This window comes from Acidothermus cellulolyticus 11B (assembly GCF_000015025.1).
In the GTDB taxonomy this organism is placed as follows: domain Bacteria; phylum Actinomycetota; class Actinomycetes; order Acidothermales; family Acidothermaceae; genus Acidothermus; species Acidothermus cellulolyticus.
This window is the reverse complement of record NC_008578.1, coordinates 340,125-363,700: the sequence shown is the minus strand read 5'-3', so window position 1 is coordinate 363,700 and position 23,576 is coordinate 340,125. Positions and strand designations below refer to the sequence as shown.

Below are 23,576 nucleotides of genomic sequence, written 5' to 3'. Positions count from 1 at the left end.
GTCGCGCCGGCGACCGCGACGGCGGCCGGCTGGTCGGGCTGGTAACGGCTGCCGTCCGCATCGGGCCTGCGACGGCGCGCTATGCCGGGACTGCGGTCGCGTTAGGTCGAGGATTGCGGTGAGGCCGGAACCGAGAGCTCCGCTGCAGCGAGCACATTGCTCGCCGTCGCCGGCAAGGCACCCTTGGGTTCAGCGCTCACCATCAAGGCCTGCGTGCGGTCAAACGGCGCGGCGAGCCGGACCCAGACCCCCGCGCCAGCCTGGTGATAACCCACCAGCGGCAGCGGCTTGGCGTTTAGCGGCTGCTGCCAGAGCACGTACATGTGGCGTGCGTCCAGAGGCGGTAAATCGCTCGAGAGAATCGACACGTTGTCGCCCTGCACGACAAGCACGACATCACCGGCTTTGCCGTGCAGGGTGACCAGCCGGCACGACGTTTCGGTCGCGCAGCCGGCGGTCAATCGCGCACCTGATCCACCGCCCGAGGTCTGCCAGACCGTGACACCCACCGCTACGGCAACCGAAAGCGCCGCGGCGACAACCGCCGTCCGAAGCGAGACCCGACGCTGGGTCAGCGTCGTCCACCAATGTGAGGGACGTCGGCCACGCGCGGACGCCGTCCGCCTGCGCCTCTCGCCGTCGCTGACCCCCTGCACCGGCGACGGAGCGGCGTCCTCGCCCAGGATGGCAGCGCGGAGAGTCGACCAGGTCGGCGGCTCGAGGTCAGGAACGTCGGCAAGGGAGGCGAGATGCGCCGTCGTGAGTTCGTACTGCTCGACCAGCGTTTGGCAGCGTGAACAGGTCGCGTGATGGGCGACGAACCGTTGTTCGTCCGCCGGTTCCAATGCGTGGAGGACGAAAGCGGCGGCGAGTTCCTCCCACTCGTCGTGATGTCGAGTGTTCACGGCTCACCGCCTTCGAGTGACTCCATGCTGTCCGCTAACAACTCCCGTAACCGCCGCATTGCGTGCAGGGTGCGGCTTTTTACGGTGCCCAAGGGTAGTCCGGTGATCTCAGCAATTTCCCGCTGCGTGTATCCACCGTAATAGGCAAGGAGAAGCACCTCGCGCTGCTCGGCGGAAAGCCGTCGCAGGGCTGCCCGGGTACGGACGGCCCGCAGGTTCTCCCACGCCTGATCGGCCACCGACGGCCCGGCTGCCGCCAATTCAACGATCTCCTGCTCATCGGCGAGCCGGGTGAGGCGCCCCCGTTCCCTGCGCAACATGTCGACGGCCTTATGGTGTGCGACCGAGAGCAGCCAACTGCCGAACGTGCCGCGCTGCGCGTCGTACGACTCATCTCGCCAGATCGCGAGGAAGACCTGCTGGACGACGTCGTGCGCCAAGTGCTCATCACCCACGATGCGATACGCCAGCCGATAACAGATTGATCCGTACCGGCGATACAGCGCCTCGAGGGCGGCATCGTCCCGGGCCCGTACCCGCCCGAGGAGCACTCCGTCGTCGACGGCCGGTGACGGCGATTCACCCACGCCCTTACCTTCGCACGAACCGCCGAATTGGATGACATCGGTCGCGGCGCGCCGCGGTACGTTGCGGCCGGTCGGTCGCCATCGGCGTCCGCGGCCCACTCGGTCATCGCGCAGCGCGACGCGCCAGTCGCCCCGCCGCCCCGCGCACGGTCCTAACCCCACCCGGTGCCGGAGTGAACCGCCGCGACCTGTTCCGGCGAATACCGGTCGTCAGGAAGCTTCGACCCCTTGAAGGAGGTACCGTGCGCAAGCACCTGTTCCTGCTCGCGCCATTCGCCGTAGCGGCGCTCGCCGCTGCTCCACTGGCTACCGCGAGTGCGCAAACCACACAGACGTTCATGGCCAACCTGCAACCCGTACCGACCAACAATGTGACGGGTTCCGGTTCGGCGACCGTCACGTTGAACGGCACGACAATTACCGTCCATGAGACGGTCAGCGGCCTGCTCGGCGGTGTGCCGCACGCGCAGCACATCCACATCGTGACGTCCGGGAAGGGCGCCTGCCCGACGGCCGCGGACGCCAAGCAGCACAACGGACATCTCTCCATCGACGTCATGGACGGCGCACCGAAGTACGGCATGGTAATGATTTCGCTCACCACCTCGGGTGACACCAGCGACCAGAGCGCACTGGCGGTGGATCGGATGCCGACCGGATCGTCGTTCACGTATGACCGCACCTTCACCATCAGCGCAGCCGACGCGCAGGCCATCCGTAACGGTCAGGCCAGCATCGTCGTGCACGGCATTGACTACAACGGAAACGGCAAGTGGGACGACGTTCTCGGCCCGAGCGAACTCGACCCCAGCCTGCCGGCTGAAGCGACCGACCCCGCCCTGTGCGGCACGCTTGTCGCCTCGCAAATGTCAACGGTGCCGAGCGGCGGCGCCGCCACCGGTGGCGGTTCGACAGCCGGACTGCAGGATGTGCAGCTGCTCGGTATCGGTGCCGCGCTCGTCGCCGCAGGCGGTCTCGGTGTCGCCGCTGCGATCCGGCGCCGGGATCACCTTACTGAGTAAGCAAAATCTAAACAGATGCCTTCACTCCGTGGTGGACGCCGTCACCTGCTGGTGGCGGCGTCCACCATGTTCGTCACGGGCGCGGTCTGTCTTGGCATTGGCGTTGCGGCGCAGCGTTCTGCGCCGCAACCACCGCCGGCCATTGCCCACGCACCGGTGGTAATCCCTGCGCCGCCCGCATCACCCGGCAACCACGAACCGCCGTCCACGGCGTCGACGCCGCCGGCCGCGTCCGCATCCGCCCAGGCGACGAACACGGCTCCCGCGCCGCCTCCTGTATCCGTTGACATTCCGGCGATCGGCGTTCACGCCTCGGTCATCCCGCTGGGACTCCAACCGAACGGCGAAATTCAAGTCCCCGCGGACGTGCAACACGTCGGGTGGTACCGCTTGGGACCGGCTCCCGGTCAGATCGGCCCAGCGGTATTGCTCGGGCACGTGGATTCCGCTCATTCCGGCCCAGGCGTCTTCTTTCGATTGGGCGCGTTGCGCAACGGCGACGTGATTACCGTGGCCCGCACAGACGGATCCGCCGTGTCGTTCACCGTCTACGCCGTACGCGAATATCAGAAAGATTTCTTCCCGACCGCCTTAGTTTATGGACCGACGCCGGATCCGGAAATCCGGCTCATCACCTGCGGCGGCGCGTTCGACCGCCACACCGGGCACTATCTTTCGAATATCGTGGTCTTTGCCCGCCTTGCCGGCTAAACGCGGGTCGGCCACCACGCCCGCGGCCCGACATCCGACAACAACGCGGGCACCAGCACTGCGCGCACCACCATCGTGTCGAGGAGAACACCGAACGCTACCGCAAAGCCGACCTGCACGAGCGCCACCAGGGGCACCACGCCGAGTACCGCAAAGGTGGCGGCGAGAACGATCCCTGCGGAAGTGATCACGCCACCGGTGGCCGCCAGACCGCGCGCAATGCCGCCTCGAAGGTCGAGCCGCAGAATCTCCTCGCGGACGCGCGTGAGAAGAAAGATGTTGTAGTCGACACCGAGGGCGACGAGAAAGATGAACGCGTACAGCGGGAAAGACGGATCTGTTGCCGGAAAGTGAAAAATGTTCCGGAAAACCAGCGCGCAAACGCCGAGTGTTGCCGCAAAGGAGAGCACAACGGTGGCGAGCAGCAGAAGCGCCGCGGGAAGGGCGCGGAGCACGAGCCCGAGAATCACGGTGATTACCACGAGGACAACCGGGATGACGAGATTGCGGTCATGAGCCGCCGCGTCCAGGGTGTCCAACGTGATGGCCGTCTGGCCGCCCACACGCGCGTGCGCCGCCGGGACACGTGCGAGAGCCTGCCGTATCGAGCGGATCGTGTCAAATGCGGCCGTACTGTCGTACGGGACGGTAAGCGACGCCGTCATGAGAATCCGGTCGTTCACCGGGCTGACCTGATACTGCGGCGGCGGGCAACCCGCGGATCGGGACGCGGAAGGGGGTGATCCGGCGGCGGCAGCAGCGAGTTTTCCGTAATCAACGGCAATGCAAGCGGTCGCCGGTGCGACACCCGGTGTCCGTCGAAGGATCTCAATGACCTGCGGCGCCTGTCCAACATCCGCGACGACGAGGACCGGCGCGTTGTTTCCGGCCGGAAAATGCGTGTCCACCAAGCGCTGGCCGACGACGGCGTCCGGAGTCCGGGTAAAAGCGTCGCCGGCTGGGATGCCGCTCGCATCGAGGGTCACGATGCCGACGGCCAGACCGGCGAGAACGACGGTGCTGCCGATCCACAGCGGCCGATTCGCTCTCAGGATGCGGTCGCTCAGGCGCGTCCAGAGAGGCGAGACGGCGTCCATCGCCCGCCCGCTAACGTCCGCTGGCTGGTCGGCCCGCGGCACCCGCGGCCAGAAAATCCATCGGCCGAGAAGGAGGAACAGAGGCAGTACGGTGAGCATCACCACGGCGGTTGCCGCGATTCCGATCGCACAGACCGGTCCCAGACTGCGGTCCGAATTCAATTCGCCAAGGAGAAGGCAGAGCAGACCGCAGATGACCGTCGCCGCCGACGCGACGATCGGGCGTACCGCCCCGCGCCACGCAGCCCAGAGCGCCTCCCCGCGGTCCGGGTAGCGATGCAATTCCTCGCGGTACCGGCTGATGAGCAAGAGAGCGTAGTCGGTACCTGCTCCGATGACGAGAACCGAGAGTATTCCCTGGCTCTGGCCGTTGAGAGTGAGCACGCCGTGCCGGGCCAGCGGATAAGCGACGAGCGCGGCGGCACCCAAGGCGAGCAGCGCACTCAGCAAGGGAAAAATCCAGAGCACCGGGCTGCGATAGACCGCCAACAGAATGAGAATGACGACACCGACGGCGACAAAGAGCAGTGTGCTCTCCAGGCCGCTGAACGCGTCGACGACCGCCGTCAATTGACCGGCTACTCCAGCGCCGTGCACGATTACCCCGCGGGGAGCCAACGATTTGGCGGTTGCGACGACTCGCTTCTCGTTGTTGACCAACGCGCGGTCGTCGGCCGCCGTGCCGTTCGGAACGGTCTGCAACGGCACGGAGATGACGGCGAGCTCGCGATCCGGTGAGAGCTGCGGTCCGGACACTTGCGCGCCGGCCACACCGGGCAAGGATTTCAGCCGCTCGGCGATGCCGGTGAGCTGGTCAATGTCGTTGGAGCGCAAACCACCCGGGCGGTAGAACACCACCGAGCCGGGCAGGTCGCTTTGACCAAATGCTTTAGCAGCGACGGCCACCTGTGTCGATGCCGCGGAGGCCGGGAGAAATGCCGTGTCACCGTTGCGTTGGACCGTACTGAGTTTGCCTTGAAACGGCCCACCGGCCAATCCAACCACCAGCACGGCGAAACCGGCGACGACAAGCCGCCTCACTTTGTTGCCCGTCACGGCACCTCCACAATGCTCAGCATGCTGAGCATATCGGGCGGTGCGCGCTCCCGCGACTGGGTGTCGTACGAAGCCGGTTTGCGTCCTACCTAGCCGGGTGCCGTGCCGGGGATTGCCTGGTGCCGTGCCGGGGATTGCCTGGTGCCGTGCCGGCCGCCTGCGCCCCGTCGGCTCGGTCCCAAGCCGCGCCGGAGGCCACTCCGTGCCAAGCCGCGCCGGAGGCCTCTCAGCACTAACCCGCGCCGGAGGCCGATCCGCGCCGTACGCTACGAACGGTGAGAGGCACCAGACAACGGGCGCGCGCCGTTCCCGCCCCGCGGACAACACGAGCGCCGAGCTATCTCACCGGCGAGTGGAACCTTGGCCGGCTCCTCTCGATGGCTGCCCGAATCGTCGAGCATGAGTGGAACAGCTGGCTCCAGGAACTCCAACTCACTCACGCCGGCCTCCTCGCCCTGCATGCCCTCCGCGACGGACCCCTCAGTCAGCGGGAACTCGCCGCGCGCTGCTCGGTGGAAGAACAGACCATGAGCCGGATCGTCGCCAAGCTGGTCCGCGCCGGCTACGTCACCAAGGAGCCAGACCCACACGACCGACGCCGCCGCCGGATCGCAATGACCGCGCGCGGCAAAGACATCTACCGGGCCGCCAACAGCGGAGATCCGATCGCCCGACTGGTCGCCGACGCCGTCGACGACCCCGAGCATCTCTGGCACATGCTTCGGTCGATCATCGAGCGGCACCGGCCGGGTGAACTCACCATTCCCGGGAATCCGGGCGACCCGGAATAGCGTCGGGCAACGCGGCCCACAGGTCAGTCGCCGATATGGGCCGCCCGGCGGGCCCGCTCACCAACTGCGCCGCCAAGCCGTGGAGGTACGCCCCCACGCTGGCCGCATCAAACGCGGAGAGACCACCCGCGAGCAGGGCCCCGATCACTCCGGAGAGAACGTCGCCGCTCCCCGCAGTCGCCAGCACCGGCGTACCCGTTGGATTGACCCGGACCAGGCCGCTCGGCGAGGCCACGCAGGTGGTCGTCCCCTTCAGCAGGACGGTCGCGCCAAACTCGTCAGCGGCGCGCCGGGCGAAGGCGAGCCGGTGCTCCTCGATGTCCCGGCGCCCGCCGGGCGGCATCCGCAACAGCCGAGCCAACTCCCCGGCATGCGGGGTCAGAACCGTCGGCGCCCGCCGGCCGTCCAGCAGCGACCGGTCGGCCGCCAGCACCGCCAAGCCGCCGGCGTCGACCACCACCGGCACCGGCATGGCCAACACCTGTGCGACAAGCGCGTGCCCGACGTCGTCCGGCTCAAGACCCGGACCCACCACCCAGGCTTGCACCCGCCCAGCCGCCGCGACGTCCCTCGCGTCATCGGGCAGCACGGTCACCACCGCTTCGGGCCAGCGGGCGCGCACCCGATCCGCCGGTTCGGCGGCTCCGACGAACCGGACCATCCCGATTCCGGTACGCAGTGCGCCTCCGACCGTGAGGACTGCTGCACCGGTATAGCGCGGGCTGCCGGCGACGACACCGAGGACGCCGCGCTGGTACTTGTCGGCGGTCCGCGCCAACCGCGGCAGCCGTGCGGGCAGATCCTCATCGTCGAGAACGGTGAGCCACGGAGTCGGCAGGAAGGGGCCAAGCCCGATGTCGACGTATTCGATCCGCCCGGCATGTTCCGCCCCGGGGTCGATCAGCAACCCGGGCTTGAAGGCACCAAAGGTCACCGTGACGTCGGCCCGGACCGCCGTCCCGCACACCTCGCCGGTGTCCGGATCGACGCCGCTCGGCACGTCCACCGCGACGACCGTGGCGTCCGCCGGCACTCGGCGCAGGGCGGCGACCGCTTCGGGACGAAGCCCAGGACGCCCGCCAATGCCGACGATCCCGTCGAGGACTAGATCGACGTCGGCGAGGTCCGCCGCCGAACCAAACGAACCGCCGGCGTCGGTCAGCGCGTCGCGACCGCCCGCATGCACCCGAGCGCCGAGTGGGACGGCAACAACCCGTGCTCCGGCTCGCGCGAGCCGGGCGCCCGCAAAGAGTGCATCACCGCCGTTGTCACCGGAACCGACGAGAATCCCTACCCGCGCGCCGTACACCCGGCCGACGCGCCGCCGGAGCAGTCGGCCTGCGACAGCGGCGAGCGCCGCCGCCGCACGCTGCATCAACGTTCCCGCCGGCAGCCGGGCCATCACGGCCGCCTCAGCCGCCCGGACCACCGCGACGGGGTGCGCGTGACGCATGCTCTCCTCCTCAGCGTCCGATCACCTGCTCAGACTGCCGCCACACGGCAAACACTCCGGGCGCCCCAGGCACAGCGCACGGCAGGCCGGGCAGTGCGCGTCAGCCACCGCGCGCCAGGCACCGCACCGACGGGGTCGTCCCGGACGCCGCCGCGGCCGGTCACTCCACCGTGACCGACTTAGCCAGGTTCCGCGGCCGGTCCACATCGTTGCCCCGCGCAACAGCAAGCTCACACGCGAAGACCTGTAGCGGAACGATGGCGACGAGCGGCTGCAGCAGGGTCGGCACAGCGGGAATCGGCACCAACCGGTCGGCGTACGGGACGACGGCTTCGTCGCCCTCTTCGGCGACCACAATGGTGAAGGCGCCCCGGGCCCGGATTTCTTGCAGGTTGGCCAGCAACTTGTCATGCAGCACGGAGCGCCCGACGTACGGGGGCATCACCACGACCACCGGCAAACCCTTCTCAATGAGGGCAATCGGCCCGTGCTTCAACTCCCCGGCGGCGAAACCCTCGGCGTGCATGTACGCCAGTTCCTTCAGTTTGAGGGCCCCTTCCAGCGCGACGGGATATCCGACGTGCCGGCCGAGGAAGAGAACGGTGGACGCATCGGCCAGCTCACGGGCGATGGCCCGGACGGGATCCATCGTGTCCAGAACCGCGGCCACCTTGCCGGGCATCAGAGCCAATTCCCGGACTACCGCAGCCACTTCGTCGCCGTACTTCGTGCCGCGGGACTGGGCCAGGTACAACGCGACGAGGAAAACGGCCACCAATTGCGTCAGGAACGTCTTCGTTGCGGCGACCCCGATTTCTGGGCCGGCACGGGTGTACAGAACGGCGTCCGATTCCCGCGGAATGGTGGCGCCGAGTGTGTTGCAAATCGCGAGAACACGCGCGCCCATCTCCCGGGCGTGCTGAACCGCCATCAACGTGTCAAGGGTCTCCCCGGATTGCGAAATCGCGATGACGAGGGACTGCCGGTCGAGAATCGGGTCGCGATACCGGAATTCGGACGCGAGTTCAACCTCGCACGGCAGACCGGCCCAATGCTCGATGGCGTATTTTGCGATGAGACCGGCATGGTACGCCGATCCGCACGCCACGACGACGATTTTGTCGATTTCGGCAAAAACCCGGGAATCAAGCCGGGTTTCGTCGAGGGTCAGTGTGCCGTCCCGGCCCAGCCGGCCAAGGAGTGTCGCGGCAACGGCGTCCGGCTGTTCCGCGATTTCTTTCAGCATGAAGTAGTCGTAGCCGCCTTTTTCCGCGGCTGAGGCGTCCCAATCGACGTGGTATGCCCGCCCCTGGGTGGGATTTCCCTCGAAATCGGTGACGTCCAGGCGGTCGGAGGTCAGGAGCACCACGCAGTCCTGGCCGATTTCCACCGCCTGCCGGGTGGCGGCGATGAAGGCGGCGACATCGCTGGCGAGAAAAGCTTCGTTCTCCCCACGTCCTACGACGAGTGGGGAATTGCGGCGGGCGCCCACGACAACGCCGGGGAAATCCCGATGAATCGCGACGATGCTGAACGACCCGGAGAGCCGGCGGCAGACCCTCCGCAGGGCGGCGGCGAATTCCGCTGGATCGCGCCCACCGCCGCCCTCCTGCCGCCCGGACGGCGCCGGGCCACCGTCCGGCGGCTGGCCGCCGGCGACCGCCGGGCTCTCCGGCACGCCCGCGCGGACATCGAGTTCAGCTTCCAGCAGATGAGCGATCACCTCGGTGTCCGTCTGCGACCGGAAGACATGCCCAGCGTCAGCGAGTTCGGCGTGCAGCGCGGCGTGATTCTCAATCACTCCGTTGTGGACGACGGCAAGCGTCCCGGTGCAGTCAATGTGCGGGTGGGCGTTCCCATCGGTCGGTGCTCCGTGGGTCGCCCAGCGGGTATGGCCGATCCCGGTCGTGGAACCAGGCAGCGGCTCGTCGCGGAGCACCGCCTCGAGGTTGCCCAACGCCCCGGCCTTCCGCCGGACGTCGACCCGCGCCCCGTTGAGGACCGCGATCCCGGCTGAGTCGTAACCGCGGTACTCCAGTCGCCGCAGACCGGCGAGCACGGCGTCCCGGGCCGGCCGATGCCCGACATACGCGACAATGCCGCACACCTGACCCGCCTCCCCTCCGGGACGTCCGCCGTTGCGGCACCGGCCTCGGGTTCCGTCGCCAACGCGGCGAGCCGACCGCCGTACCGCCAACGCGAGCCTAGCCGTCGTGCCCTATCGATCGTCGATCAGCCAAGCCGCTCTCGTACGACCCGGGCAAGCCGCTCCGCGACCCGCTCAGCGTCGGCTTCAGTCTCGGCCTCGACCATGACGCGAACCACCGGTTCGGTGCCGCTCGCCCGCAACAGCACCCGGCCGCCGTCCCCCAACTCGCCCCTGGCGGCGGCAAGCTCCTTATTGATCACTGGATCGGTGTCGACCCGCGTCTTGTCCACCCCGGTGACATTACGCAGGACCTGCGGCAACCGGCGGACCACCCGGGCAAGGTCCGCCAGCGGCCGGCCCGTCGCCGCCATCCGGCCAAGGAGCTGCAAACCCGTGAGGACGCCGTCGCCGGTCGTCGCGTAATCGAGCATGATGATGTGTCCGCTCTGCTCGCCGCCGAGCACGTATCCCCCCGCCCGCATGGCCTCGAGCACGTAGCGGTCACCGACCGCCGTTTCCACCACCGAGATGCCGTGCGCGGCAAGGCCCAGCTTCAAGCCGAGATTCGACATCACGGTAGCCACGACAGTGTCGTGCGCCAGTCGGCCGGCCTCCTGCCAGGCAAGGGCGAGAATCGCAAGAATCTGGTCGCCGTCGACCACGTCCCCGGCCGCGTCGACCGCCAGGCACCGATCCGCATCCCCGTCGTGCGCAATCCCCGCGTCCGCACCCTCGCGGCGAACGGCCGCCTGCAGGGTCTCGATGTTCGTGGACCCGTGACCGTCGTTGATGTTGTAACCGTCGGGTTCGCACCCAATGGGGACGACGGTCGCCCCGGCACGCCGCAACACCGCCGGTGACACCACCGACGCCGCGCCGTGCGCGCAATCGACGACGACCCGCAGCCCATCGAGCCGCTGGTCGCTGGTTGCGAGCACATGCTCGACGTACTGGTCCAAGCCTTCCGGGTAATCCCGGACCCGGCCGACGAAGCGCCCGACGGGCCGTGTCCATGGTTCGCCGAGCCGCGCGGCGACGGCGTCCTCGATGTCGTCGGGGAGCTTGTGCCCCCCTCGGGCGAGAAATTTGATGCCGTTGTCCGGCATCGGGTTGTGACTCGCCGACAGCACGACGCCGAGGTCGGCGTCGAGCGCGGCGGTGAGGTACGCAACGGCTGGGGTCGGCAGAACGCCGAGGCGGAGGACGTCGACGCCGGCGCTCGCCAAGCCGGCGACGACGGCGGCCTCCAGGAACTCCCCGGAGGCACGTGGATCACGCCCGACGACCGCAAGCGGCCGGTGGCCTTCGAACGCCCCGGCCTGGGCGAGGACGTGCGCAGCGGCCACCGCCAGATCGAGGGCGAGTTCAGCCGTGAGATCGCGGTTCGCGATGCCGCGAACCCCGTCGGTACCGAAGAGCCGGGGGGTGGACGCCAGCCCGGTTCCCGCTGCGGTGCCGGAAACGGCCACGCTCGCTACCGCTTGGAGTACTGCGGCGCCTTGCGGGCCTTCTTCAGGCCGTACTTCTTACGTTCGACCACCCGTGCATCCCGAGTGAGGAATCCGGCCTTCTTCAACACGGGCCGGTTCTCCGGGTCGATGACGACAAGGGCGCGGGCGATACCCAGGCGCAGCGCACCCGCCTGACCGCTGATGCCGCCGCCGTGCACCCGGGCGATCACGTCGAACTGGGTGACCGCGTCGAGCAGGGCGAGCGGGCTCTTGACCAGCTGCTGGTGGACCCGACTCGGGAAGTAGTCTGTCAACTCCCGGCCGTTGATCTTCCACTGTCCGGTTCCGGGGACGAGACGAACCCGGGCGACCGCCTCCTTGCGGCGGCCGGTCGCGGCGCCGGTGCCGATCGCCGTCCGGCGCTTGGCAGCCGGAGTCGTCTGGGTGGTGTACGACGACGGTGCTTCCTCCTCGGCGTCCTCGAGGAGATCGTCGACTTCAGCAATGTCTGCGTCGGCCATGGGACTCTTTGCCACTGGGTTCCTTCGTCGTCAACCGACTACTGCCGGACTTGGGTGATCTCGAAAGGTGTGGGCTGCTGCGCGCGATGCGGATGCTCCGGTCCGGCATAGACCTTGAGCTTCTTGGCCATGCGCCGGCCCAAGCTGTTGTGCGGCAGCATGCCCCGCACCGCCTTCTCGATGACCCGCTCAGGGTGCTCGGCGAGGAGCTTGCGGTACGGCGTCGCCTTAAGGCCGCCGGGATAACCCGAGTGCCGGTAAGCAATTTTCTGGTCCAGTTTGCGCCCGGTGAGCACGACTTTGTCCGCGTTGACGACGATGACAAAATCGCCGGTATCCACGTGCGGAGCAAAAATCGGCTTGTGCTTGCCGCGAAGCAGGCGGGCGACCTGGGCAGCCAAGCGGCCCAGCACGACGCCGTCGGCGTCGATGACGTGCCAACGCCGGGTGATCTCACCTGGTCGCGGAGTGAACGTGCGCACGGACTCGCCTTCTCTGTCCCGGAGACATACAGACGCCCGCTGCCGGCGGCGGGCGCCACAGCAGGCAACGACCACGTAGCCTACCGGGCGGCACCGCCGCGGTCAAAGCCGGGCCCACCCCAACGAGATGAGCGGCCGCGAACGCCTTGCCGAGCTTGCGTGCCGGTCAGCTCAACCGCCGGTACGCGCGAACCGCCAGCGGACCGAAGACGGCGAGAATCCCGACCAGCCAGGCGAGGCTCTGCCACAGATGCGGTTGCAACGCGCTCGCCCCTGGCGTCGGGCCGAGGGCAAGGTACCGGAGGGTGTTGATGACGATCGTGACGGGCTGATTGTTGGCGAAGGCTTGCAGCCACCCAGGCATCGAATTGATCGGAACAAAGGCCGAGCTGACGAAGGTCAGCGGGAAGAGCCAGATCAGACCGAAGGCCTGGATGGACTCCTCGTCCTTGATGGCAAGCCCGATGTATGCCGAGACGGCGCAGATGGTCAGGCCGAAAAATCCCGCCAGCAGAACCATGCCGATCGCCCCGGCGACGCCGTTGTGAAACCGGAAACCGACCAGATATCCCACGCCGAGGATGACGAGGATCGTGAAGAGCATCCGGAGGGTGTCTGCGGCGAGCCGACCGGCGAGCACCGCCGACCGAGCCATCGGCATCGAGCGGAACCGGTCGATGATGCCCTTCCCTGCCTCGTTGCCCAAGGCAATCGCCGTCCCGATCGAGGCGAAGGCAGCGGTTTGGCCGATGATGCCGGGCATCAGGTAATCGACGTAGCTTCCCCGCCCGCCGGTGCTGATCGCGCCGCCAAAAACGTAGCGGAAAAGAAGGGTGAACATCACCGGCTGGACGACGGTGAAAACCAGGAACGCCGGCACGCGCCACCACACGAGGAGATTGCGGCGCGTCAAGGTCGCGGCATCCGCTACAGCCCACGAGATGCGCCGCCGCAGACTGTGGGCGCCGACCGTCGAGACCGCGCTCATCGTTGTCCTCCCTGCTCGCTCACGACTTCGTCACGTTCCGGTTCCGACCCGCCGCGGCCGCGTCCCCGACTGCGGCGCCTGCGGTCCGGCGGCGACTCGCTCACCGCGGCATGACCGGTGACAGCCAGAAAGACGTCGTCGAGGGACGGCCGCCGCATGACCAGACCTTCAATCGGAACGCCGGCGCTGTCCAAGGCCCGGACCGCCTCCACCAGCGCTGCCGAGCCCCGAGAGCCTACGGCGAGAGAAATCTGCTGGGTCTCCCGGTCGACGTGCGGCGGCGAATCCGACAACCCGGCGACCGCCGCTACCGCGGCGTCCAAATGCTCCACATCGGGGACGATGAATTCCAAGACGTCCCCACCGACCCGGTCTTTCAGCTCTGCCGCCGTCCCGGCCGCAATGACCCGCCCGTGATCAATGACCACTATCTCGTCGGCCAACTCGTCGGCCTCTTCGAGGTACTGGGTCGTCAGGAAAAGGGTGGTGCCCGTTGCGACGAGCCGCCGGATGATCTGCCACATGGCGATCCGGCTCCGCGGGTCAAGGCCGGTGGTCGGCTCGTCGAGGAAGAGCACGCTCGGTGATCCGATGAGGCTGGCGGCGAGATCGAGGCGGCGGAGCATGCCGCCCGAGTAGGTCTTTGCCGGGCGGTCCGCTGCCTCCTCCAAGCCGAAGGCGGCGAGAAGTTCGGCTGCCCGATCACGGGCCATGGCTCTCGGCAGGTGATAGAGCCGTCCGATGATCTCTAGGTTCTCCCGGCCGGTCAGCTCGGCCTGGATCGCGGTTGCCTGCCCCGCAAGCCCGATCCGTTCCCGCACGGCGCCGGCCTGCGTGACGACGTCATAACCCTCGACCAGCGCACGGCCGCCATCCGGCGCAAGCAACGTCGTGAGAATGCGGACGAGGGTGGTCTTTCCGGCGCCGTTTGGTCCCAGCAATCCGAGCACCCGCCCGCGGGGGACTGCGAGGTCGACGCCTCGCAGCGCCTGCACGGTGCCGAACGACTTCCGCACACCCTCGACGAGGATCGCCAGCTCGTCGCCGTCCATCTCTCCCCTTTCCCGTTGCGTCCCTGCCGCCGGTTGGCTCGCGGATCGTTCCTGTGGCCGGGGCTGTGGGCCGCCATTGGCGCGTCCGTGCGCCGGTTGGCTCGCGAATCCCATCGCGGCGCCGTCCGGCCACGCGTACCGACGCCGTCCGGCCACGCGTACCGACGTGACGCTACCAAGACATCTTGACGATGTCAAGTTCGGTGTCATAATGCTGTCATGCAGCTGCAACCCATTGTTGATCAAGTGCTGGCTCAGCTCCGCGCCGCCGCGGCCCTCGGCGACGAACGAACCCGGCAAGTCGCCGAAGCGCTTGCCGCGGCAGCCGAGGCCGCCGTCCGGTTGGCCGTTCTCGACGCCGTCACCCGGGCGGCCGGCGAGATCACCAGCACGCTCTTTGCGGACGGGATTCCCGGCTCGGTCACCGCGCAGCTGAACGGTGATGACATCGATGTACAGGTGATCATGCCTCGCGAAGCGCCCGCCGCTGAGCCGTCACAACCCGCCGATGGTGAACCGACGGCGCGGATCTCGCTCCGGCTCCCCGAAACCCTCAAGGCCGAGATTGACCGCGCCGCGGAGCGGGAGGGCGTCTCCGTGAACAGCTGGCTCATCCGCGCCGCCCAACGGGCGCTCAGCCTGCCGCACGGGAATTGGGCGACCGGCTGGCCGTCCGGTTTCGGCTACGGCGCACAGCGGATCAGCGGCTGGGTGGAGGGGTGAGACGCCGTGCCTGAGCACCTGCCGAGACGTCGGACATTCCCCAGCGAAGGACCGATTACGATCGACTGCACGCTGGCGGTGGCGACGCTCACCGTCGAACTCGGTGATCACGTGGCGGAGGTCGTGGTTGAACTCCAGGCCCGTGATGCAACATCGGACGTCGCTGACCGCACCTCGGTCGATCTGCGCGGCTCGCACCTCGCGATCCGGGGGCCGCGGCCGAGCCGCTGGAAGCGCAGCATCCTGGAGGCCTGGCTGAAGCCGTACGCCGGGCTGGAGGTCCGCGTGGTGGCGCCCGCGACCTCGGGCGTGCGGGTCGCCGTGTTCGACGGTGACGTCACCGTGCACGGCCCATCCGGCCCGATCCTTGTCGCCGGCGGCCGGGTCGCCGTCCAGGCGGACGACGTCCGAGGGGCCGTGCGGCTGCGCGGCGGGTATGGGCGGCTGCGCATCCGCGAGGCGCGGGAGGCGGTTACCGCCCGCTGCGGCGCCTGCGAAATCGACATCGATCACGCGAGGGCACCGGTGACCGTACAGTGCGCCAGCGGTTCCCTGCGGATCGGCGTCGCAGACGCGGTCACCCGGCTCCGCACCGGCGCGGCCGGCGCGACGATCGAGGCGGCATACGCGGACGTCAACCTGATGAGCGGCGCCGGGTCGCATTCCATCGGACTGCCTCCCGGGCAGGCGGCCCGGCTCGACATCGTCACCGGCTCCGGACGGCTCATCTCCGACCTGCCGTTGACCAGCCATGAACCACAGCGGCAATCCATCACCATTCGGGCGCGAACCGGCTCCGGGGACATCCGGCTCCACCGGGCAACCGTCGCCGCCCGGCAGGCAAGCTGATCGTCCCGGATCAGCCGGACGCGACATCCCGACGCCGCCGGGTCTGGGCTGCGCGCGCCGCAAGCAGGTCAACCGGGGGATAGCAGACCTCCTCCAGCGTGAGCCCGTGCGGCGGGACCACCGTCACCGCAGGGTCCCGGGCCCGCGCGGCTAGCACCTCGGCCGGCCAGCCAACCGGACGCCGTCCGGCACCGACGGCAAGCACGGCGCCGACCAGCGCCCGCACCATCGAGTGGCAGAATGCGTCGGCCTCGACCTGTGCCACCAGCACGCCGTCGCCGTCGCGGAGCCACTCGAACCGGAGCAAGCGCCGGATCGTCGTCGCATTCTCCCGACGGCGGCAGAAGGCGGCGAAATCATGTTCACCGAGCAGTGCCGCGCCGGCGGCGTTCATCGCGGTCTCGTCGAGCGGGCGCGGCCATCGGAGCGTGTCGCGGCGGCGCAGCGGATCCCAGCGCCGGTCCGCAACACGGTAGCTGTACCGGCGGGCGAGTGCCGAGAACCGGGCGTCGAAACCGGGAGGCGCGAGGCCGACAGCGTGCACGGCAATGTCGTCAGGGAGGACGCCGTTCAGCCGCGCGGCCAGCTGCGCCACAGCGTCAGCGGCGCCGGTTTCGGCTGCGCCGACCACCCGGAGGGCATCGATGGGGACGTCGACGTGCAGCACTTGCCCGCGCGCGTGCACCCCGGCGTCCGTCCGGCCTGCCGCCGTGACCGGCGGCGGCTCCGGCAGTCGCAGGACGACGGCGAGCGCGCGCTCGACCTCCGCTTGGACGGTGCGCAGTCCCGGTTGACGGGCAAAGCCTGCGAAATCGGTCCCGTCGTATCCGAGGTCGATGCGCAGTCGCGCTGTCGCGGCGTCCGCTCGGCCGGCGTCGTCCCGGCCGTCAGGCAGTGCCGTCAACCCCGGCGACTCCGGCTCGGTCAGGGCTTCTCTTCCGGCTCCTCTGCAGCGGCACCAGCGCCGGCAGGGGCCTCAGCGTCTGCAGCCGCCGGTGACTCGGCGGCCGCCACCGCAGGCTCCGCCCCGGCCGTTTCGTCGGGCGCCGCGGCCGGCGCCTCGGCGGTACCCGCGGCCGACCCGACCGGTTCGGCGACCGCCGCCACGGGCTCCGCCCCGCCGGCAGCGACTTCGGCCGGTGCAGTCGGCGCCTCCGCGGCCCTGCTTCGCCGTCCGACCCGATCCCGGGCGGACCGGCGCGTCGCGGCGGTGGCCTCGGCGACGACTTCTTCCGCCGCCGGTTCCACCAATTCGATCAACGCCATCGGTGCTGCGTCGCCCTTCCGCGGGCCGAGCTTGAGAATCCGGGTATAGCCGCCGGGCCGATTCCGGTACTGCGGGCCAATTTCCGCGAAGAGCCGGTGCACCACGGTCTTGTCGCGGACCACGGTCAGCACCTGCCGTCGCGCGTGGAGATCCCCGCGCTTGGCCTTGGTGATGAGACGTTCAGCCAGTGGCCGGAGGCGGCGTGCCTTTGCCTCCGTCGTCCGAACCCGGCCATGGGCGAACAACGCGGTGGCCAGACCCGCGAGGATGAGGCGCTCGTGAGCCGGGCCGCCACCGAGGCGGGCTCCCTTGGTCGGCGAGGGCATGGATCGACCTTTCTCGTCTTCGCGCGGCGCAGCGACCGCGGTACCGTCCTACAGCTGCTCCGTCTCGATATACCGCTGATCCTCGTCGTAGTCAGAACGGGAAGCGGAGTAGACCACCCGGCCGGGGTCGAATCCCGGCGGAGAGTCCTTGAGCGACAGACCCATCTCCGCCAGCTTCGTCTTCACCTCTTCGATCGACTTCTGGCCGAAATTCCGGATGTCCAGGAGATCCGCCTCGCTCCTCGCGACGAGCTCGCCGACCGTGTGGATCCCCTCCCGCTTCAAGCAGTTGTAGGACCGGACGGTGAGGTTGAGATCCTCGATGGGGAGGGCGAGATCGGCGGCGAGCGCGGCATCGGACGGCGACGGGCCGATGTCGATGCCTTCAGCGTCCACATTCAGCTCGCGGACCAGGCCGAAGAGCTCGACGAGTGTCTTGCCGGCACTGGCCATGGCGTCCCGCGGCCGCATCGACGGTTTCGTCTCGACGTCCATGATCAACCGGTCGAAGTCGGTGCGCTGCTCGACACGGGTGGCCTCGACCTTGTACGTCACCTTCAGCACCGGGGAGTAGATCGAGTCAATGGGAATACGGCCGATCTCGTGGCCGGGAAGCTTGTTCTGCGCCGCAGGCACGTAACCACGACCCCGCTCCACGACCATCTCGATCTCGAGCTTGCCCTTGTCGTTCAGGGTCGCGATGTGCAGGTCGGGATTGTGCACCTCGACCCCGGCGGGGGCGACGATGTCCGCCGCCGTCACTTCGCACGGGCCTTGCTTGCGGAGGTAGATGACCTGCGGGTCGTCGTGCTCGGACGAGACGACCAGCTCTTTGATGTTGAGGATCATCTCGGTGACGTCCTCTTTGGCTCCCGGCACGGTGGAGAACTCGTGCAGGACGCCGTCAATGCGCAGGCTCGTCACCGCGGCTCCCGGAATGGACGAGAGCAGCGTCCGCCGCAGCGAATTGCCCAGGGTGTAGCCGAAACCCGGTTCGAGAGGTTCGATCACGAAACGTGACCGCGTGTCGTGGACAGGTTCTTCGGTAATGGTTGGTCGTTGTGCGATGAGCACTTCTTGCCTCCAAGGTCTCGGGCGACCGCCATATGACGCCGCGAGTGGAACACCGACCGGTCGTGGCCGGAGGTCTTACTTCGAGTAGAACTCCACGATGAGCTGCTCCTGCACCGGCGTGTCGATCACCTGCCGGCTGGGCAACGAGTGGACGAGGATCCGCAGCCGGTTCGGGATGACTTCAAGCCACGGCGGCACGGTACGCTCACCGGCTACCGCCCGGGCAATGACGAACGGCGTGAGCTCGCGCGACTTCTCCGCGACTTCGATGACGTCGTTCTCACTCACGCGGTAGCTCGGGATGTCCACCCGCCGTCCGTTGACGAGGAAGTGACCGTGCCGGACCAGCTGCCGCGCCTGGTCGCGACTCGCGGCGAACCCGGCACGATAAACGACGTTGTCCAACCGGCTCTCCAGGATCCGCAGCAAGTTCTCGCCGGTGCGGCCGGTCTTCCGGCTCGCCTCCTCGTAGTAGCGGCGGAACTGCTTCTCCAGGACGCCGTAAATCCGCGCGCACTTCTGCTTCTCGCGCAGCTGAAGGAGGTACTCGCTCTCCTTTGCCCGAGTCCGGCCATGCTCACCCGGCGGGTAGGGACGCTCCTCGATCGGGCACTTCGGCGATTCGCACTTCGAGCCCTTGAGGAAGAGCTTCATCTTCTCGCGCCGGCAGAGCTTGCAATCCGCTCCGAGGTACCGAGCCATCAGACCCTCCGCCGCTTCGGGGGACGGCAGCCGTTGTGCGGCACCGGCGTCACGTCTTGGATGGAACCGACCTCAAGACCAACCGCTTGCAGGGAACGAATCGCGGTCTCCCGGCCAGACCCCGGCCCCTTGACGAACACGTCGACCTTGCGCATCCCGTGCTCCTGGGCGCGGCGGGCCGCGGCCTCCGCGGTCATCTGCGCGGCGAACGGCGTGGACTTCCGCGAACCCTTGAACCCCACCTGACCGGCGCTGGCCCAGGCGATCACCGCGCCGCTGGGATCGGTGATCGAGACGATGGTGTTGTTGAACGTGCTCTTGATGTGCGCGTGGCCGTGCGCCACGTTCTTCTTCTCCTTCCGGCGCACCTTCTTAGCACCGGTCTGGCTTCGCGTCTTCGGTGGCATCGGGCTGGTGTCTCTCCCGTACTCGTTGGTCTCGTGGTCGTCAGTTGATCAGCGGTCTGCGGAATGCCGGCTCGCGTTGGCGACGTCCGGCAGGATCGTGCCGAGTTACTTCTTGCCGGGCTTCTTCTTCCCAGCGACAGTCTTGCGGGGACCCTTCCGGGTGCGGGCGTTGGTGTGCGTGCGCTGGCCGCGCACCGGAAGGCCGCGGCGATGACGAATCCCCTGGTAGCAGCCGATCTCAATCTTGCGGCGAATGTCCGCGGCGACTTCGCGGCGCAAGTCCCCCTCGACCCGGTAATTTGCCTCGATCCATTCCCGGAGCTTCAGCAGATCGTCGTCCGTCAGATCCCGGACCCGCAGATCGGGGCTGATGCCGGTGGCAGCGAGCGTCTCCAGCGCGCGGGTACGACCGATGCCATAGATGTACGTGAGCGCGACCTCCAGCCGCTTGTCGCGCGGAAGATCGACACCGACGAGACGGGCCACCTTTGCTCCCTACCCCTGACGCTGCTTGTGCCGCAGATTCTGGCAAATCACCATGACCCGGCCGTGTCGCCGGATCACCTTGCACTTGTCACAAATCTTCTTGACGCTCGGCTTAACCTTCATCGCATCTCCTGCGCACTGCTCCGACCCACGCCACGGCGGTCAACGGTAGCGGTAGACGATCCGGCCGCGATTGAGGTCATAGGGGCTCAGCTCGACGACCACCCGGTCACCCGGCAGGATGCGAATGTAGTGCATCCGCATCTTGCCGCTGATGTGGGCGAGGACCTTGTGGCCGTTGGCCAGCTCGACCCGGAACATCGCGTTGGGCAGCGGCTCGATCACCTGGCCCTCGATCTCGATGACCCCGTCCTTCTTTGCCATGTCCTCCGCGTTCCGTACGCCTCTCTCGCCGGCCCAGCCTCCGCCGTCCCGTTGACAGACGCAAGGCACCGCACGCGATGTACGTTCCGTCGGGAACCGCCGGGACAGAACACGCAGCGCGGTGGGCCGAGTGGCAAGTTTACGCGAGACAGCGGCGGTCTGTGAAACCGGGCTGGGGTGACCGGTCTGGGGTGGGCGCGTCACCCGGCGGCGCGCGAGGCGAGCGACCCGAGCCGGGCGGCACCGAGGTCGGGAGCCGTCAGCACCATGGGACCGTCGGCGGTCACGGCGAAGGTGTGTTCGAAGTGCGCAGCCCAGCTGCCGTCCACCGTGGCAACCGTCCAGTGATCATCTCGGGTGAAGACCCGGCGATCGCCCAGCATGATCATAGGCTCGACGGCGAGCACCAACCCGGGAACCAGCCGCAAACCACGGCCCGGCTTGCCGCGATTCGGGACATGCGGCTCCTGGTGCATCTCCGTGCCGATCCCGTGACCGCCGTACTCCTCGACCATGCCGTAGTCGCCCTGGGAGCGGACATAGCTCTCCACCGCGTAGCCGATGTCCCCAAGGGTCGCCCCCGGTCGGCCAGCGGCGATACCGCGCCACAGCGCCTCCTCGCACACCTCGATGAGCCGGGCAGCCTCCGGCGAAATCTCGCCGACCCCTGCGGTGAACGCTGCGTCGGCATGCCAGCCGTCGACAATCGCCCCGCAGTCAATGGAGATGATGTCGCCAGCGCGCAACGTCCGCTTGCGGCTCGGAATGCCATGCACCACCTCGTCATTGATCGACGCGCAGATCGTCGCCGGATAAGGGACGCTCCCGCCTGCCCGGTATCCCTTGAAGTTCGAGGCCGCCCCCGCGTTTCGCAGGACGTCAGCGGCGATCTCATCAAGCTCGGCGGTGGTCACCCCGGGTGCGATGGCGGCACGGACGGCGTCCAGCGCGGCCGCGACGACGAGGCCGGCCTCGCGCATCTTCGCGATCTCCGCATCGCTCTTCAGCTGAATCATCGATCTCCTCCGCACCGCGTACGGATCCTCCCGTCTCAACGCCCGCCAGTCCACGTCGCGGCGTCTCCGGCTCGTGCCGGCGACCCTACCTGCTCCAGTGCCGCAGCGCCGCGACCGCCCGCGCCGTGACCTCCTCGACCGGTCCCATCGCATCGATGCCTTCGAGAATCCCCCGGGCCGCGTAGTAGTCGATCAGCGGAGCCGTCTGCTGGTAGTACACCTCCAACCGGTGCCGGACGGTCTCCTCGCGATCGTCCTCCCGCTGAAAGAGCTTCCCCCCGCACAGGTCGCAGACGCCGTCCACCGTCGGTGGGTCGTAGGTGACGTGCCAGACATGGGCACAGTCGGCGCAGGTGCGGCGACCGGAGAGCCGCCGGATGACCTCGTCGTCGTCCACGACGAGCTCGAGCACGACGTCCAACCGCGCACCGGCCTCGGCAAGCATCGCGTCGAGCTCCACCGCCTGGTGGACCGTCCGGGGAAAACCGTCGAGGAGGAACCCGTCGCGCACGTCGTCGCCGGCCAGCCGGTCGCGGACCATCGCGATGGTCACCTCGTCGGGCACCAGATCGCCGGCGTCCATGTACTGCTTGGCAAGGCGGCCGAGCGGTGTGTCGTCGGCGACATTCTTCCGGAAGATGTCCCCGGTAGAGATTTTCGGCACGTGCAAGTGGGAGGCGATGAGCTGCGCTTGGGTCCCTTTGCCGGCGCCTGGCGGACCCACCAGGACCAGACGCACTCTACGCTCCCATGGTTACCGGAGGAATCCCTCGTAATTCCGCAACATCAACTGGCTTTCGATCTGCTTCACCATGTCAAGGCCGACGCCGACGAGGATGAGCACCGTCGTGCCGCCGAACGGAAACGCCTGAGCACTTCCGACGATGGAGAGGGCAAGTTCCGGCAGGACGGCGATGAACGCCAGGTAGGTGGCACCGGGCACAGTGATCCGCGAGAGCACGTAGCTGAGGTACTCCGCGGTCGGCCGGCCGGGCCGGATGCCGGGGATGAAACCGCCGTATTTCTTCATGTTGTCGGCGATCTCATCCGGATTGAAAGTGATCGCCACGTAGAAGAACGTGAAGAAGATGATGAGTACGAAATAGGCGAGCAAGTACGTCGGATGCGCCGTGCTCGGGGAGAGGTACGTGTTCACGAAATTCGCGAACGCCGGGTGCTTGGTGGGGCCCCAAACCTGGATCGCCAGCGAAGGAATGTACAGCAGGGACGACGCGAAGATGACCGGGATGACACCGGCTTGATTCACTTTCAGCGGGATGTACGTCGACGTGCCGCCGTACATCCGCCGGCCAACCATCCGCTTGGCGTACTGGACCGGGATCCGCCGCTGCCCTTGCTCCATGAAGACGATCGCGGTGATGATCGCCACTCCGACGACCAGCACGCCGATGAACGTCGGCAGCCCCTTGTTCAACCGGATCTGGTTGAGCTCGGCGGGGAACCGGGCGGCAATCTGAACGAAGATCAACAGCGACATGCCGTTGCCGATCCCCCGGTCGGTGATCAGCTCACCGAGCCACATGATGATCCCGGTGCCCGCGGTCATGATGATGACCATCGTCACGATCACGCCGAGGCTGGTATTCGGAATGATTGGCAGGGAGCAGCCGCTGAACACCGCGCCCGGGGTCCGCGCCAGAGCTACGAACGCCGCGGATTGCAGCACCGCAAGGCCGATCGTCAGATAGCGGGTGTACTGGGTGAGTTTCTGCTGCCCGGACGCCCCTTCTTCCTTGAGGCGCTCCAGCCGGGGAATCACGACGACCAACAGCTGGATGATGATGCTCGAGGTGATGTACGGCATGATGCCGAGCGCCAGGATGGAGAGCTTGAGCAGCGCACCGCCGCTGAACAGGTTGATCAGGGTGTAGATGTTCCCGGCACCGCCCTGGGGGATCTGTTGCAGGCAGGTGTTGATGTTCTTGCTCGATACGCCCGGCGTTGGAATCGCACTGCCGATCCGGAACAGCACGATGATGAAGAGGACGAAGAGCAGCTTCTTGCGCAGATCAGGCGTCCGGAATGCCTGAACAAAAGCCGTCAGCACGTCGACTCC

The 23,576-nt window shown here is 67.8% G+C and carries 26 protein-coding genes; 5 read left to right on the top strand and 21 right to left on the bottom strand.

Translation table 11 applies throughout. The features are described 5' to 3' along the window. Positions 1–101 precede the first annotated feature (101 nt). Together ACEL_RS01820 and ACEL_RS01815 are read right to left on the bottom strand one after the other, a co-directional pair. Positions 102–905: a zf-HC2 domain-containing protein gene (locus tag ACEL_RS01820; RefSeq protein WP_011719188.1), complete on the bottom strand. Its 804-nt coding sequence runs from the start codon at positions 903–905 to the stop codon at positions 102–104. Next, positions 902–1,492 (bottom strand): RNA polymerase sigma factor, encoded by a 591-nt coding sequence (locus tag ACEL_RS01815; RefSeq protein ID WP_011719187.1) that lies wholly within the window; start codon positions 1,490–1,492, stop codon positions 902–904. The genes ACEL_RS01820 and ACEL_RS01815 overlap by 4 nt, the downstream gene beginning before the upstream one ends. Before the next feature lie 242 nt (positions 1,493–1,734). Between ACEL_RS01815 and ACEL_RS01810 the strand changes: the two genes are divergently transcribed. Together ACEL_RS01810 and ACEL_RS01805 are read left to right on the top strand one after the other, a co-directional pair. Continuing rightward, positions 1,735–2,514, top strand: a complete 780-nt coding sequence (locus tag ACEL_RS01810) for a CHRD domain-containing protein (protein WP_202943391.1) — start codon at positions 1,735–1,737, stop codon at positions 2,512–2,514. A gap of 15 nt (positions 2,515–2,529) precedes the next feature. Then, positions 2,530–3,225, top strand: a complete 696-nt coding sequence (locus tag ACEL_RS01805) for a class F sortase (RefSeq protein WP_148204499.1) — start codon at positions 2,530–2,532, stop codon at positions 3,223–3,225. Here ACEL_RS01805 and ACEL_RS01800 read toward each other — a convergent pair. Then, a complete protein-coding gene (locus ACEL_RS01800; protein WP_202943390.1) occupies positions 3,222–5,378 on the bottom strand; it encodes an MMPL family transporter in 2,157 nt (718 codons plus the stop codon). The two genes, ACEL_RS01805 and ACEL_RS01800, sit on opposite strands and share 4 nt — an antisense overlap. 275 nt (positions 5,379–5,653) lie before the next feature. Between ACEL_RS01800 and ACEL_RS11305 the strand changes: the two genes are divergently transcribed. Continuing rightward, complete coding sequence (locus ACEL_RS11305; RefSeq protein ID WP_011719183.1) at positions 5,654–6,169, top strand: MarR family winged helix-turn-helix transcriptional regulator; 516 nt, start codon at positions 5,654–5,656, stop codon at positions 6,167–6,169. Here ACEL_RS11305 and ACEL_RS01790 read toward each other — a convergent pair. The 7 genes from ACEL_RS01790 to ACEL_RS01760 all read right to left on the bottom strand — a co-directional run bounded on the left by ACEL_RS01790 (position 6,135) and on the right by ACEL_RS01760 (position 14,265). Beyond that, on the bottom strand, positions 6,135–7,622 hold the full coding sequence (locus ACEL_RS01790) for an NAD(P)H-hydrate dehydratase (protein ID WP_011719182.1): 1,488 nt from the start codon (positions 7,620–7,622) through the stop codon (positions 6,135–6,137). The genes ACEL_RS11305 and ACEL_RS01790 overlap by 35 nt on opposite strands. 160 nt (positions 7,623–7,782) lie before the next feature. Continuing rightward, positions 7,783–9,729: a glutamine--fructose-6-phosphate transaminase (isomerizing) gene (gene glmS / locus ACEL_RS01785; RefSeq protein ID WP_011719181.1), complete on the bottom strand. Its 1,947-nt coding sequence runs from the start codon at positions 9,727–9,729 to the stop codon at positions 7,783–7,785. Between the two features lie 125 nt (positions 9,730–9,854). Next, complete coding sequence (gene glmM, locus ACEL_RS01780) at positions 9,855–11,207, bottom strand: phosphoglucosamine mutase (RefSeq protein WP_041835222.1); 1,353 nt, start codon at positions 11,205–11,207, stop codon at positions 9,855–9,857. Between the two features lie 38 nt (positions 11,208–11,245). Beyond that, positions 11,246–11,743, bottom strand: a complete 498-nt coding sequence (gene rpsI / locus ACEL_RS01775) for a 30S ribosomal protein S9 (protein WP_148204498.1) — start codon at positions 11,741–11,743, stop codon at positions 11,246–11,248. 38 nt (positions 11,744–11,781) lie between these two features. Continuing rightward, complete coding sequence (gene rplM, locus ACEL_RS01770; protein ID WP_011719178.1) at positions 11,782–12,225, bottom strand: 50S ribosomal protein L13; 444 nt, start codon at positions 12,223–12,225, stop codon at positions 11,782–11,784. A gap of 166 nt (positions 12,226–12,391) precedes the next feature. Then, positions 12,392–13,213: an ABC transporter permease gene (locus ACEL_RS01765; protein WP_011719177.1), complete on the bottom strand. Its 822-nt coding sequence runs from the start codon at positions 13,211–13,213 to the stop codon at positions 12,392–12,394. Further along, positions 13,210–14,265, bottom strand: a complete 1,056-nt coding sequence (locus ACEL_RS01760) for a daunorubicin resistance protein DrrA family ABC transporter ATP-binding protein (RefSeq protein ID WP_011719176.1) — start codon at positions 14,263–14,265, stop codon at positions 13,210–13,212. The genes ACEL_RS01765 and ACEL_RS01760 overlap by 4 nt, the downstream gene beginning before the upstream one ends. Before the next feature lie 219 nt (positions 14,266–14,484). Here ACEL_RS01760 and ACEL_RS01755 point away from each other — a divergent pair, with 219 nt between their 5' ends. Beyond that, the gene (locus ACEL_RS01755) at positions 14,485–14,988 is read left to right on the top strand and encodes a YlcI/YnfO family protein (protein WP_011719175.1); all 504 of its coding nucleotides are present in this window, start codon (positions 14,485–14,487) and stop codon (positions 14,986–14,988) included. A 6-nt stretch (positions 14,989–14,994) separates the two neighbouring features. After that, on the top strand, positions 14,995–15,837 hold the full coding sequence (locus ACEL_RS01750; protein ID WP_011719174.1) for a DUF4097 family beta strand repeat-containing protein: 843 nt from the start codon (positions 14,995–14,997) through the stop codon (positions 15,835–15,837). 10 nt (positions 15,838–15,847) lie between these two features. On the opposite strand, the gene truA is transcribed toward ACEL_RS01750, so the two are convergent. The 11 genes from truA to secY form a co-directional block, all read right to left on the bottom strand. Continuing rightward, positions 15,848–16,741, bottom strand: a complete 894-nt coding sequence (truA, locus tag ACEL_RS01745) for a tRNA pseudouridine(38-40) synthase TruA (RefSeq protein ID WP_011719173.1) — start codon at positions 16,739–16,741, stop codon at positions 15,848–15,850. A 20-nt stretch (positions 16,742–16,761) separates the two neighbouring features. Further along, positions 16,762–17,430, bottom strand: a complete 669-nt coding sequence (rplQ, locus tag ACEL_RS12735) for a 50S ribosomal protein L17 (RefSeq protein ID WP_011719172.1) — start codon at positions 17,428–17,430, stop codon at positions 16,762–16,764. Between the two features lie 48 nt (positions 17,431–17,478). Next, positions 17,479–18,504, bottom strand: a complete 1,026-nt coding sequence (locus ACEL_RS01735) for a DNA-directed RNA polymerase subunit alpha (RefSeq protein ID WP_011719171.1) — start codon at positions 18,502–18,504, stop codon at positions 17,479–17,481. A 75-nt stretch (positions 18,505–18,579) separates the two neighbouring features. After that, positions 18,580–19,206: a 30S ribosomal protein S4 gene (gene rpsD / locus ACEL_RS01730; RefSeq protein WP_011719170.1), complete on the bottom strand. Its 627-nt coding sequence runs from the start codon at positions 19,204–19,206 to the stop codon at positions 18,580–18,582. After that, a complete protein-coding gene (gene rpsK / locus ACEL_RS01725) occupies positions 19,206–19,613 on the bottom strand; it encodes a 30S ribosomal protein S11 (RefSeq protein WP_011719169.1) in 408 nt (135 codons plus the stop codon). The genes rpsD and rpsK overlap by 1 nt, the downstream gene beginning before the upstream one ends. A 105-nt stretch (positions 19,614–19,718) precedes the next feature. Continuing rightward, positions 19,719–20,099, bottom strand: a complete 381-nt coding sequence (gene rpsM, locus ACEL_RS01720; RefSeq protein ID WP_011719168.1) for a 30S ribosomal protein S13 — start codon at positions 20,097–20,099, stop codon at positions 19,719–19,721. Positions 20,100–20,108: 9 nt separating this feature from the next. Further along, complete coding sequence (rpmJ, locus tag ACEL_RS11855) at positions 20,109–20,222, bottom strand: 50S ribosomal protein L36 (RefSeq protein ID WP_011719167.1); 114 nt, start codon at positions 20,220–20,222, stop codon at positions 20,109–20,111. 39 nt (positions 20,223–20,261) lie between these two features. After that, a complete protein-coding gene (gene infA, locus ACEL_RS01715) occupies positions 20,262–20,483 on the bottom strand; it encodes a translation initiation factor IF-1 (RefSeq protein ID WP_011719166.1) in 222 nt (73 codons plus the stop codon). A 200-nt stretch (positions 20,484–20,683) separates the two neighbouring features. Further along, positions 20,684–21,499, bottom strand: a complete 816-nt coding sequence (gene map, locus ACEL_RS01710; RefSeq protein WP_011719165.1) for a type I methionyl aminopeptidase — start codon at positions 21,497–21,499, stop codon at positions 20,684–20,686. A gap of 85 nt (positions 21,500–21,584) precedes the next feature. Then, positions 21,585–22,238, bottom strand: a complete 654-nt coding sequence (locus ACEL_RS01705) for an adenylate kinase (protein WP_011719164.1) — start codon at positions 22,236–22,238, stop codon at positions 21,585–21,587. Between the two features lie 15 nt (positions 22,239–22,253). Beyond that, positions 22,254–23,567: a preprotein translocase subunit SecY gene (gene secY, locus ACEL_RS01700; RefSeq protein ID WP_011719163.1), complete on the bottom strand. Its 1,314-nt coding sequence runs from the start codon at positions 23,565–23,567 to the stop codon at positions 22,254–22,256. Between the last annotated feature and the right edge of the window lie 9 nt (positions 23,568–23,576).

What these genes read in the sequence shown, in the direction of transcription:
- ACEL_RS01805 (WP_148204499.1), top strand. Translation starts at nt 2,530, where the DNA reads ATGCCTTCACTCCGTGGTGGACGCCGTCACCTGCTGGTGGCGGCGTCC.
- ACEL_RS01790 (WP_011719182.1), bottom strand. Translation starts at nt 7,622, where the DNA reads ATGCGTCACGCGCACCCCGTCGCGGTGGTCCGGGCGGCTGAGGCGGCC.
- rpsI (WP_148204498.1), bottom strand. Translation starts at nt 11,743, where the DNA reads ATGGCCGACGCAGACATTGCTGAAGTCGACGATCTCCTCGAGGACGCC.
- ACEL_RS01765 (WP_011719177.1), bottom strand. Translation starts at nt 13,213, where the DNA reads ATGAGCGCGGTCTCGACGGTCGGCGCCCACAGTCTGCGGCGGCGCATC.
- ACEL_RS01760 (WP_011719176.1), bottom strand. Translation starts at nt 14,265, where the DNA reads ATGGACGGCGACGAGCTGGCGATCCTCGTCGAGGGTGTGCGGAAGTCG.
- ACEL_RS01755 (WP_011719175.1), top strand. Translation starts at nt 14,485, where the DNA reads ATGCAGCTGCAACCCATTGTTGATCAAGTGCTGGCTCAGCTCCGCGCC.
- rplQ (WP_011719172.1), bottom strand. Translation starts at nt 17,430, where the DNA reads ATGCCCTCGCCGACCAAGGGAGCCCGCCTCGGTGGCGGCCCGGCTCAC.
- rpsD (WP_011719170.1), bottom strand. Translation starts at nt 19,206, where the DNA reads ATGGCTCGGTACCTCGGAGCGGATTGCAAGCTCTGCCGGCGCGAGAAG.
- rpsK (WP_011719169.1), bottom strand. Translation starts at nt 19,613, where the DNA reads ATGCCACCGAAGACGCGAAGCCAGACCGGTGCTAAGAAGGTGCGCCGG.
- rpmJ (WP_011719167.1), bottom strand. Translation starts at nt 20,222, where the DNA reads ATGAAGGTTAAGCCGAGCGTCAAGAAGATTTGTGACAAGTGCAAGGTG.
- infA (WP_011719166.1), bottom strand. Translation starts at nt 20,483, where the DNA reads ATGGCAAAGAAGGACGGGGTCATCGAGATCGAGGGCCAGGTGATCGAG.
- map (WP_011719165.1), bottom strand. Translation starts at nt 21,499, where the DNA reads ATGATTCAGCTGAAGAGCGATGCGGAGATCGCGAAGATGCGCGAGGCC.